Origin of the sequence: uncultured Cardiobacterium sp. (genome assembly GCF_938028185.1) — a bacterium.
Taxonomy (GTDB): Bacteria; Pseudomonadota; Gammaproteobacteria; order Cardiobacteriales; family Cardiobacteriaceae; genus Cardiobacterium.
On the sequence record NZ_CALJAH010000001.1, the window covers coordinates 1 to 8,766 of the forward strand.

Genomic DNA, 8,766 nt, shown 5'->3' on the forward strand with positions numbered 1-8,766 from the left:
CTACCGCCCAACCCGTCCCGGCGGCACAACCCGCACCGGTTGCCGCCGCCCCCATCCCTGGCGGTCCCGCCCCCGAAGGCGCCGTCGATATGCTCGTCATCGGTGCCGGCCCGGCGGGCTACTCCGCCGCCTTCCGCGCCGCCGACCTCGGCCTCAAAGTCACCCTGATCGAGCGCTACCACACCTTGGGCGGCGTTTGCCTCAACGTCGGCTGCATTCCGTCCAAGGCGCTGCTGCACGTCTGCGAAGTCGTCGAACAGGCACACGAAATCGCCAGCTCCGGCATCCAGTTTGACGCGCCGAAAATCAGCGTTGACCACCTGCGCCAGCACAAAGAAAGCGTCGTCAAAAAACTCACCGGCGGTCTCGCCGGCATGGCCAAAGGGCGCAAAGTCAACGTCATCCACGGCGTTGCCAAATTCGCCAGCACCCATAGCGTCACCGTCACCGACGACAACGGCGCAATCCAAACCATCGCCTTCAAACAATGCATCATCGCCGCCGGTTCGCGCAGCATCAAACTGCCCTTCCTTCCCGAAGACGAACGCATCATGGATTCCACCGGCGCGCTTGCCCTGAAAGACGTGCCGGAGCGGATGCTCATCATCGGCGGCGGCATCATCGGCCTCGAAATGGCGACCGTTTACGCCACCCTCGGCGCCAAAGTGGACATCGTTGAAATGGCGGACACCCTGATGGCAGGTGCGGACAAAGACCTCGTCAAAGTCTGGGAAAAACGCAACAACCACCGCTTCAACAACATCATGACCGGCACCAAAACCGTGGCCGCCAGCGCCGAAAAAGACGGCATCTACGTCACCTTCCAGGGCAGCCAGGCACCGACCGAACCGCAGCGCTACGACCGCGTCCTCGTCGCCGTGGGCCGCGCGCCGAACGGCCACCAGTTGAACCTCGAAGCGGCCAACGTCTATGTCAACGAACGCGGCTTCATCAAAGTCGATAAACAAATGCGCACCACCCAGCCCAACATCTTTGCCGTCGGCGACATCGTCGGCCAGCCGATGCTGGCGCACAAAGGCGTGCATGAAGCGCACGTTGCCGCGCAAGTGGCCGCAGGAGACGCCAACAGCTTCTTCGACGCGCGCGTCATCCCCAGCGTCGCCTACACCTCGCCGGAAGTTGCCTGGGCGGGCGTCACCGAACTGCAAGCCGCCGCGCAAAACCTCAGCATCAGCAAAGCCGTCTTCCCGTGGGCAGCCTCAGGCCGCGCGCTGGCAAACGGCTGCGACTACGGCTTCACCAAACTCATCATCGACAAAAACACCCACCGCGTCATCGGCGGTGCGCTGGTCGGCCCGAACGCGGGCGACATGATCTCCGAAATCGCGCTCGCCATCGAAATGGACGCCACCGTCGAAGACATCGCGCTCACCATCCACCCGCACCCGACCCTGGGCGAATCCATCGGCATGGCGGCAGAAGTCGCCGAAGGCAGTTGCACCGACCTGCCGCCGCAGAAAAAACTGTTCTAATCCCCAACACCAAGCCCCCGCAAGGGGGCTTTTCTTATGCCTGGCGCAAGCGTAAATGTTATCCGGGGCAAGTCAGTCATTTTGTCCTATACGCCTTTGAGTTCAAATGCGGGTTTAACGCGAAAACGCCTGATGCTATCCCCGCAAAAATATTGACAAAAAAGCGGGTACGGGTAGAATCCGCGCCCCTGTGGTTCGCAGACCTCCCACAATAAAAAACCAGGAAAAACTTATGTCAAAACACGAAAAGCCCGCAGGCATTTCCCTGCTGGGCAATCAACAGGCCGCCGTGCCGCACACTTATACGCCCGACATTCTCGAAGCGTTTCCCAACAAACACCCCGGCAACGATTACCTTGTCAATCTCGTTTGCCCCGAATTTACCAGCATTTGCCCGATTACCGGACAGCCGGATTTTGCCACCATCCGCATTGCCTACATTCCCGATGAAAGGCTGGTCGAAAGCAAATCGCTCAAGCTCTATCTGTTCAGCTTCCGCAATCATGGCGACTTTCACGAAGATTGCGTCAATATCATCATGAAAGATTTAATCCGCCTGATGCAGCCGAAATATATTGAAGTCTTCGGCGAATTTACCCCGCGCGGCGGTATCGCCATTCACCCGCTCGCCGTTTATGGCCGCCCCGGCACTCCCTATGAAACGCGCGCGAGCGAACGTCTTTACCAGCATTAAGGGGAATTTCATGCAGGCATTTCATTTTACCGACGCCGAACGGCGCAAGGCGCTCGTCTGGCTCGCCTTTTGGCACACCATCGTTATCGCTGCCAGCAATATTCTGGTGCAGATTCCTTTCCAGATTGGCGAGCTGCATACTACTTGGGGCGCGTTTTCTTTCCCCTTTATTTTCTTGACGACGGACCTGACGGTGCGCATTTTTGGCGCGCCGCTGGCACGCAAGATTATTTTCTGCGTGATGATTCCGGCATTACTGATTTCTTATCTGATTTCGGTGATGTTTCAGGACGGGCATTTCATCGGCTTTGACGGCGTTTGGCCGATTAATGTATTCGTCGCGCGCATTGCGCTGGCGAGTTTCACCGGTTATCTGGTCGGACAGATTCTCGATATTACCGTCTTCAATTATTTGCGGCAAAATGCGCAGTGGTGGGTCGCGCCAAGTGCTTCCACCATTCTCGGCAATATTATCGACACCGTCCTCTTTTTCTCGATTGCGTTTTATAAAAGCCCCGATGCCTTTATGGCAGAACATTGGCAGCAATTGGCGATGACGGATTATGCGTGGAAGATTACCGCCAGCGGCCTCTTTTTCCTGCCCGCCTATGGTGTGCTGTTGCGCTATTTGACCAACCGCCTCACCACCGTGCGCGGCGATGGCGATGATTCGCCCACGCCCACCGCTTCGTAATTCATAAAGAAGCTACCGTAACGGTGGCTTTTTCTTGCACGCATGGTTCAAAAACAGATAAAGCGGTAGCGCGGTGAAATCGTTTCCTTGCTATATGAGAGATAGCCCCAAAGTTCGCCCTGACGAAAAGGAATATAATTGTCCATTATGGCGGGCAAGGCAATTTCATCATAGCGGGGCGAAAATATTACTGAACCACAAGCGCCAATCAATCCTTCTTTGCCATTACGGCGGACGACCGCATAGGCTCCATTAAACGGGCTTGCCGCATCATATTTCAATGGCACGGCATATTTTCCCTGACGGTCAATAAATCCGTATTTGTCCGCTTTTTTGACGCGCGCCAGCATACCGTCATCGTAATACCGTGTTGTTTTATAAGGCGGAAAGTCATCGGCAAAATCATATTCCATAGGGGTAATCGCTTCGCCACGGCTATTGATAAAGCCGTATTTTCCGTTCTTTTTCACTCTCGCCTGACCACCCATGAAAGCGTATGCTTCGTCATATTGCAGCGGAATTTTTCTTTTGCCATTTTCATCTATATAGCCGAATTGGCCGTTTTGGCTTACTACCGCCAATCCGACGTCCTGAGAGTATCTGGCAGGGTCATACGAGGGGCGTGTTCCCAAACCCGAAATAATTTCCCCATGCCGGTTGATATAGGCATAGCGATATTCCCAAACTGTACTCTGCTGTTTGATTTCCGCATAGCCATTCACAAACGGCTGCGCCTCGCGGAATTGCGGCGTGATCACTTCGCGTCCTTCGGCATCGACATAGCCAATCAGCCCGTCTTTCATTACCCGCGCCATGCCGTCGTAAAACACGCCCGCCTTGTCGTAACGCGGTGGCACGACGGGGTTGCCATCGCTATCGATATAGCCCCACAGGTCGCCGCGCCGTACCGGTATCAGTGTGCTGTTGGGGCTGTTGAAAAAGGTAATTTCGTCGTAGAACGGCAGCGGTAGGGCGTCGCCGCATTCGTTGTAGATGGCATAGCGCGCCTTGCCGCTGCCATTGAGGTAGCGCGGCTGGCGGCGCAGCAGCCCGTTCACCAGTTTGCCGGCGTCCAGTTTGTGCGCACTGCGCACGACGAAGCGGCGCGCGTTGAGCCAGACCGCTTCGTCGCCGTCATGAATGCCGAAATGCACGCGTTCTTCAGATGAAAGCAGGCGCATCGCCTGTCGCAGTTGCGCTTTTTCCTGCGGCGTGAGCGGCAGGCGTTTGTACACCAGCAGGCCATCGCCCGCCGCTTCGGCGCTGTCGTCAATGACGGCTTGCGGGCAACCGGGCGGGATGTCGATGTATTGCGGCGCCTCGGCGCAGGCGGTGGCAGCGGCGAGGACGAGAGACAAGGCGGTATGTTTCATGGCTTTCCCTGGCGGTGAATGGATGGCAAACAGTAGCATGAAGCGGCGCGGCAGGCACCTTTATAACCACCCACCGGAAGCCTTATACGGTGTTGCGCCGCCTGACCGGGCACCCTAAAAAAATGGCAAAGCCATTTTTTAGGGAAACCCGCGCCGTACTGGATGTACTGTTTTCGGCAGCGCGCCTTGTCTGAAACTTTCGGTGGATGGCTATATACATACAGGGTAGCGGGAAAGGTGTATGTATATATTTTAGTCAGGAAGATTTTGGACGCGAAAGTACCCCTTTGAACTGTTTGTTTCAACAGTTAAAAATGGGAGTTCGCCATGTCAAAAGTCATCACCCTCGTCTCTACCAAGGGCAGCGTCGGCAAGACCGCCCTTGCCATCCATATCGGCGGTTATCTCGCCTCTCAAGGCAAAAAAGTCTGCTTCATCGACGCCGATTCGCAACAGTCATTGAGCAGATGGTTTGATTACCCGGAGAACCAGCCGGTGAATGCTGCCGGTTTCGGGAAATGGTTCACCGAACAATCCTCTCTGGATGAGGTGATCTACCACACTGCCAACCACGAAAATCTCGATATCATCATTAACGACGACCCCAACAAGCTGCGGGTTGCCAAGTATCTGCGCGACAACGCCGGCGCCGTGTACAAGCTCGCCAGGATGCTGCGTCCCCTACGCGAACGCTACGACTACATTTTCATCGACACCGAAGGTACGGATGGTCGTGATCACAATGGCAGCTCCATTCAGGACGCGGTCATGCTGGCTGAACCCGATCTCATTCTCTCTGTTACCAAAACCAAGGTGCAGTTCGCCATGGAGGTGCTGCGCGTCGTTGATGTTTACCGCAATGCGCTAAAAGCCTACCGCTTTATCGAAAAATCCTGCTCGCCCCCGCTCAAATTCCTGATCAATGAACATGACCGCAACCTCAATATCGCGACAGAGGTGCTGAGAAACCTGCAACAGTTGTTTGCCGAGGACCCCGCATTTCAGGGAATTGAACTGCTCCAAACTATCGTCCCCTTTAAGCGCAAATTCTTCGAGGATGAGCATCACAAGAACAAGCTGTTCATGCACCAATATCGCGATCCGAACAGCTATGACCAGCTGAACGAGGTCATTAAGGCACTCTGCGAAGAACTGTTTCCCGAGCTGAAGCAGGGGGTATGAAATGAATGACCTGATCAATCTCAAAAAAAATGACGCGGGTGATGCAGCGGAGCAGGAAGAATACGCACGCATCATCGACCTGGACATCAATGTCATTGAGACCTCGCACATGAACCCGCGGCAAACACGCGGCGAGCATTACGAGAGCACCAAGGAATCCATTCGTAACATCGGCCTGCTGCAGATGCTGACCGTCACCAAGGTACCGGAACAGGAGCATTTCAGTCTGTATAACGGCGGCAATACCCGTCTCAGCATCCTGAAGGAGCTGTATCAGGAATACCTCGCCGCGGGCGAGGACGACAAGGCAGAGGCGATACGCTTCCAGCAATGCCGGTATGTTCCTTATACCGATGTTTGTGAGACAGGTTTGCAGGGAAGCGAAAAAAATATCTCAGACCAGGAAAAAGTGTCTCAAAACCCGTGTCATAATCAACGTCTCAAAACTTGTCTCTTTTGACGAGTTTTGCGACACACCAAGCAGGAGTGAATATTGTATGAACTTAGGATATGCGCGTGTTTCGACGAAGGCGGCAGGCGCGAGAAGCTGACGCAGCAGCAGAGCCATGAAATACGGGTACTGATGAAGGACCCGGCGGTGAAAATTGCGAATATCGCCAGGCAATACAAGGTCTCGCGCAGTACGATTTACCGCGTCATTGCCAACGGTGATAACACGGCATAATGGTGCGCAATATGTAAGCAATCCGGGAATGACTGAAAATACGGTAGCCTGTCTAAAAAAGGGCGGAGTTACCCACAAGAAATGTGGATAGACGCCTCGTAACAGGAGGTACTTTCACCGGACAGGAAGATACGCTACCATGCTGTTACCCTCAATAAATTGTCTTACCAGACAGGGAGTAATCACCATGAAGAAAATGGCTTTTTTCACCGCATTGTTGGGCGCGCAGGTCGCTTTTGCAGCGGATTGCCCGCCGGTAGAGAGTCTGGATTTTGCCGGAATTCACTTAGGCGCAGACAAGTCCAGCGTACAGAAAATTTTTCCTGAAGCAGAAGTCATCAAAGAAACCGCTGTTGTTGCCGTAGAAGTGGAACCGGAGAAATTCGCAGCAAAAATTTCCGGGTTTGAAAGTGGTGATTTTGGTTTTGACAAGAGCGGCAAAATCAACGATCTGAGCCTCCACTATACTGAAGAGCTGATGGAAACACCGATTGAGAAAATCCGCGCCCTTACAATCAAACGTTTCAAACTGCCAGAAAAAGGCTGGAAGACCAAACCACTTTATGACAAAAAGACGCTGAAACAGGCGGGATACGAACCGGACAGCAAGAAAAGCCAACTGGTCTGCAAAGACTATACGGTAGAAATCTCCCAGGATTTTGGTGGCGGACATGGCGCATTGGGGCCGATGCTTAATATCCACTACAACAAAACCCCACGACCAAAATAAAATCTGCAATATGGGTTGATTTCAATAAAAAAATGAATTTATAGGAACAATAATGAGTACAGAAGCAAAAAAACAACTGGTCGTCAATGAAGATGGTGACGTTTTTACCAGCCTGAAAGAAATGGAATCCTGGGAAGAATGGGCCGCCAGAATGGCCGCCATTGGAGAATCCAGCCCGGATACCAGCGAAGCAGAACTGCAAGCCTTCTTTCAGGAGATGCAAATAAATGTCCTTGCCAATCATCTGGTCTAAACAGGCAATTTCAGATTTTCGTGAGATTATCACATATTTGAGTACGCAAAATATCAGGGCAGCAGACGAGTACAGGGATAAAATCATAGATATCATATGTTCATCTATTACAGAATGTCCAGAAATATACCGCACACTAACAAAAGCAAAATATGCTAGTATTTGTCCAATGCCATATCCTTATAAAATAATATACAAGATTAACCGAAATCCTAATAACGTCAGAATTCTGCGCATTATTCACGGACGACGGAATTTTCCGGGATTTGACTAATTTTTTTGGTTGGCGAACTTTAAACGCAGTCATGTGGACTTAAAACACACCGTTAGTAAATAGCCGGACCGAGATCGGACAGCGCAGGAAACTGCGTGAAACTCGCCTGTAATTCCGGCATCATCACACCAGTGATGTGGCGACTGCCCTTGCTGCTGCGGCAGTGATTTTTAACCCTCTGGGGACACGTTCCCCGCAGGGTTGGTGTCCCCGTTTCATTTGGAGACACCGATGAAAAAACTCATCACGCTGTGGAAATGGGCTATTACCCGTTTTCACAACCTGGATCATGACCAGCGTAAGCAAACAGCAGCTGCCCTGAACAATATTGCGACGTTGATCGTCGTGCAATATTTCATTCAGCGTACTGGAATAGTTGCTATCATGATGTTGGCAGTCGCAGGACTGTTGTGGTTTCTGAGCATAAAAATTGTCCGCAAGGGCAAAGGAGAGTAACCATGTTCAATATAATAGCCCTCTTGGCCTTGGGATTTGCCATCATGATTGTCTTGGCCGATAAATGGGCAGATGACGATAAAAAGAATCATTGATTCTAATTATTTGGGATTTATTCTTGTCTGTTTAACGGATAAATAATATTCCTGAGCTTCAACCGGGGAGACTTTCACATGGAAGTCTCCTCATTTTCCTGACGGGAAATCATCCCGTCAGGGTGGTTTCCCGTCATCATTTTGGGAGACCACTCGTGAAAAAAACCATTACCCTGTTCATTGAGGGCTTCATTGAAGGCTGGAACGGGACCTCGGGCAAACTGACCGGGAACCCGCCTCCGCCCAAAGCGACCGCAGCCCGATTTGATGCTTGCACACACCTGACGGCAGAAGAACTGGACACGGTATTTTCGCTGCTGGCCGAGCCACCATGTACTGCAACATGCGACCAACCCACGGAGCAGGCACCACAGGCGACGGATGCGTCCCGCGTTACCGATGTGCTGGATGCGGAGGAACTGACCGACGTTCTTCAGCTTTTTACCGAAGCACCGGCTGTTCCAACGGATGCGATAGCGGATATCGCCGAAGTCGAAAACACAGCCTCAATTCCGGTTTTCTACTTCCCTGAAACGGAAGAAGGCACCGGTATCGAGGAGCTTGACCCCGCCTATGGCACATGGGTCGAAATGGCGCAGCAGGGGTACTGCTGCTGATCTGCAAGGGCTGGGAACAGCCCTTTTTTATTGCTTCCCGAAACTCGCCTAGTGGTTATTTTCTTGTTTCAGCAATATGTGATATGCTTTCGGTATATACCATATAAATAGGAGTCCGGGATGAGCACCACCATCGCTAAGTTATTCACGAATGGTCGTAGCCAGGCGGTCAGGCTGCCTGCCCAGTACCGGCTCGATGCCGATGAGGGTTTTATTAGCC

At 52.6% G+C, this 8,766-nt stretch carries 12 protein-coding genes, 1 pseudogene and 1 riboswitch; of the genes and pseudogenes, 12 read left to right on the forward strand and 1 reads right to left on the reverse strand.

Features of this window, described 5'->3' with window-relative positions; translation table 11 throughout:
* The 3 genes from lpdA to Q0349_RS00015 form a co-directional block, all read left to right on the forward strand.
* Positions 1 to 1,493, forward strand: a 1,493-nt coding sequence (lpdA, locus tag Q0349_RS00005) for a dihydrolipoyl dehydrogenase (protein ID WP_366916243.1), incomplete at its 5' end; no start/stop codon positions are given.
* Positions 1,494 to 1,677: 184 nt separating this feature from the next.
* A riboswitch (PreQ1 riboswitch) is annotated at positions 1,678 to 1,722 on the forward strand.
* 3 nt (positions 1,723 to 1,725) lie between these two features.
* Positions 1,726 to 2,187, forward strand: coding sequence for a preQ(1) synthase (queF, locus tag Q0349_RS00010; RefSeq protein WP_298078649.1), 462 nt, complete (start codon positions 1,726 to 1,728; stop codon positions 2,185 to 2,187).
* A gap of 10 nt (positions 2,188 to 2,197) precedes the next feature.
* A complete protein-coding gene (locus Q0349_RS00015; protein ID WP_366916245.1) occupies positions 2,198 to 2,881 on the forward strand; it encodes a 7-cyano-7-deazaguanine/7-aminomethyl-7-deazaguanine transporter in 684 nt (227 codons plus the stop codon).
* A gap of 47 nt (positions 2,882 to 2,928) precedes the next feature.
* On the opposite strand, the gene Q0349_RS00020 is transcribed toward Q0349_RS00015, so the two are convergent.
* A complete protein-coding gene (locus tag Q0349_RS00020; RefSeq protein WP_298078651.1) occupies positions 2,929 to 4,254 on the reverse strand; it encodes a WG repeat-containing protein in 1,326 nt (441 codons plus the stop codon).
* Between the two features lie 327 nt (positions 4,255 to 4,581).
* Between Q0349_RS00020 and Q0349_RS00025 the strand changes: the two genes are divergently transcribed.
* The 9 genes and pseudogenes from Q0349_RS00025 to Q0349_RS14015 form a co-directional block, all read left to right on the forward strand.
* Positions 4,582 to 5,436 (forward strand): ParA family protein, encoded by an 855-nt coding sequence (locus Q0349_RS00025; protein ID WP_298078652.1) that lies wholly within the window; start codon positions 4,582 to 4,584, stop codon positions 5,434 to 5,436.
* Position 5,437: 1 nt separating this feature from the next.
* Complete coding sequence (locus Q0349_RS00030) at positions 5,438 to 5,896, forward strand: hypothetical protein (protein WP_298078653.1); 459 nt, start codon at positions 5,438 to 5,440, stop codon at positions 5,894 to 5,896.
* A 33-nt stretch (positions 5,897 to 5,929) separates the two neighbouring features.
* Positions 5,930 to 6,121 (forward strand): helix-turn-helix domain-containing protein, encoded by a 192-nt coding sequence (locus Q0349_RS00035; RefSeq protein WP_298078654.1) that lies wholly within the window; start codon positions 5,930 to 5,932, stop codon positions 6,119 to 6,121.
* 187 nt (positions 6,122 to 6,308) lie between these two features.
* Entirely contained in the window at positions 6,309 to 6,851 is a 543-nt protein-coding gene (locus Q0349_RS00040; RefSeq protein WP_298078655.1) for a hypothetical protein, read from the forward strand.
* Positions 6,852 to 6,903: 52 nt separating this feature from the next.
* Positions 6,904 to 7,104: a hypothetical protein gene (locus Q0349_RS00045; protein WP_298078656.1), complete on the forward strand. Its 201-nt coding sequence runs from the start codon at positions 6,904 to 6,906 to the stop codon at positions 7,102 to 7,104.
* Positions 7,079 to 7,378 carry a type II toxin-antitoxin system RelE/ParE family toxin gene (locus tag Q0349_RS14010; RefSeq protein ID WP_366916244.1) on the forward strand — a complete coding sequence of 100 codons (300 nt, stop codon included), beginning with the start codon at positions 7,079 to 7,081 and terminating at the stop codon, positions 7,376 to 7,378. The genes Q0349_RS00045 and Q0349_RS14010 overlap by 26 nt, the downstream gene beginning before the upstream one ends.
* A gap of 231 nt (positions 7,379 to 7,609) precedes the next feature.
* Complete coding sequence (locus Q0349_RS00050) at positions 7,610 to 7,834, forward strand: hypothetical protein (protein WP_281839574.1); 225 nt, start codon at positions 7,610 to 7,612, stop codon at positions 7,832 to 7,834.
* A gap of 250 nt (positions 7,835 to 8,084) precedes the next feature.
* The gene (locus Q0349_RS00055) at positions 8,085 to 8,546 is read left to right on the forward strand and encodes a hypothetical protein (protein ID WP_298078658.1); all 462 of its coding nucleotides are present in this window, start codon (positions 8,085 to 8,087) and stop codon (positions 8,544 to 8,546) included.
* Between the two features lie 120 nt (positions 8,547 to 8,666).
* Positions 8,667 to 8,766: pseudogene (locus tag Q0349_RS14015) on the forward strand (AbrB family transcriptional regulator); the annotation flags it as partial.

Bases quoted from the DNA above. Each gene is read 5' to 3' on its own strand.
- Q0349_RS00050 (WP_281839574.1), top strand. From the start codon at position 7,610: ATGAAAAAACTCATCACGCTGTGGAAATGGGCTATTACCCGTTTTCAC.
- Q0349_RS14010 (WP_366916244.1), top strand. From the start codon at position 7,079: ATGTCCTTGCCAATCATCTGGTCTAAACAGGCAATTTCAGATTTTCGT.
- Q0349_RS00040 (WP_298078655.1), top strand. From the start codon at position 6,309: ATGAAGAAAATGGCTTTTTTCACCGCATTGTTGGGCGCGCAGGTCGCT.
- Q0349_RS00030 (WP_298078653.1), top strand. From the start codon at position 5,438: ATGAATGACCTGATCAATCTCAAAAAAAATGACGCGGGTGATGCAGCG.
- Q0349_RS00020 (WP_298078651.1), bottom strand. From the start codon at position 4,254: ATGAAACATACCGCCTTGTCTCTCGTCCTCGCCGCTGCCACCGCCTGC.
- queF (WP_298078649.1), top strand. From the start codon at position 1,726: ATGTCAAAACACGAAAAGCCCGCAGGCATTTCCCTGCTGGGCAATCAA.
- Q0349_RS00015 (WP_366916245.1), top strand. From the start codon at position 2,198: ATGCAGGCATTTCATTTTACCGACGCCGAACGGCGCAAGGCGCTCGTC.
- Q0349_RS00025 (WP_298078652.1), top strand. From the start codon at position 4,582: ATGTCAAAAGTCATCACCCTCGTCTCTACCAAGGGCAGCGTCGGCAAG.
- Q0349_RS00045 (WP_298078656.1), top strand. From the start codon at position 6,904: ATGAGTACAGAAGCAAAAAAACAACTGGTCGTCAATGAAGATGGTGAC.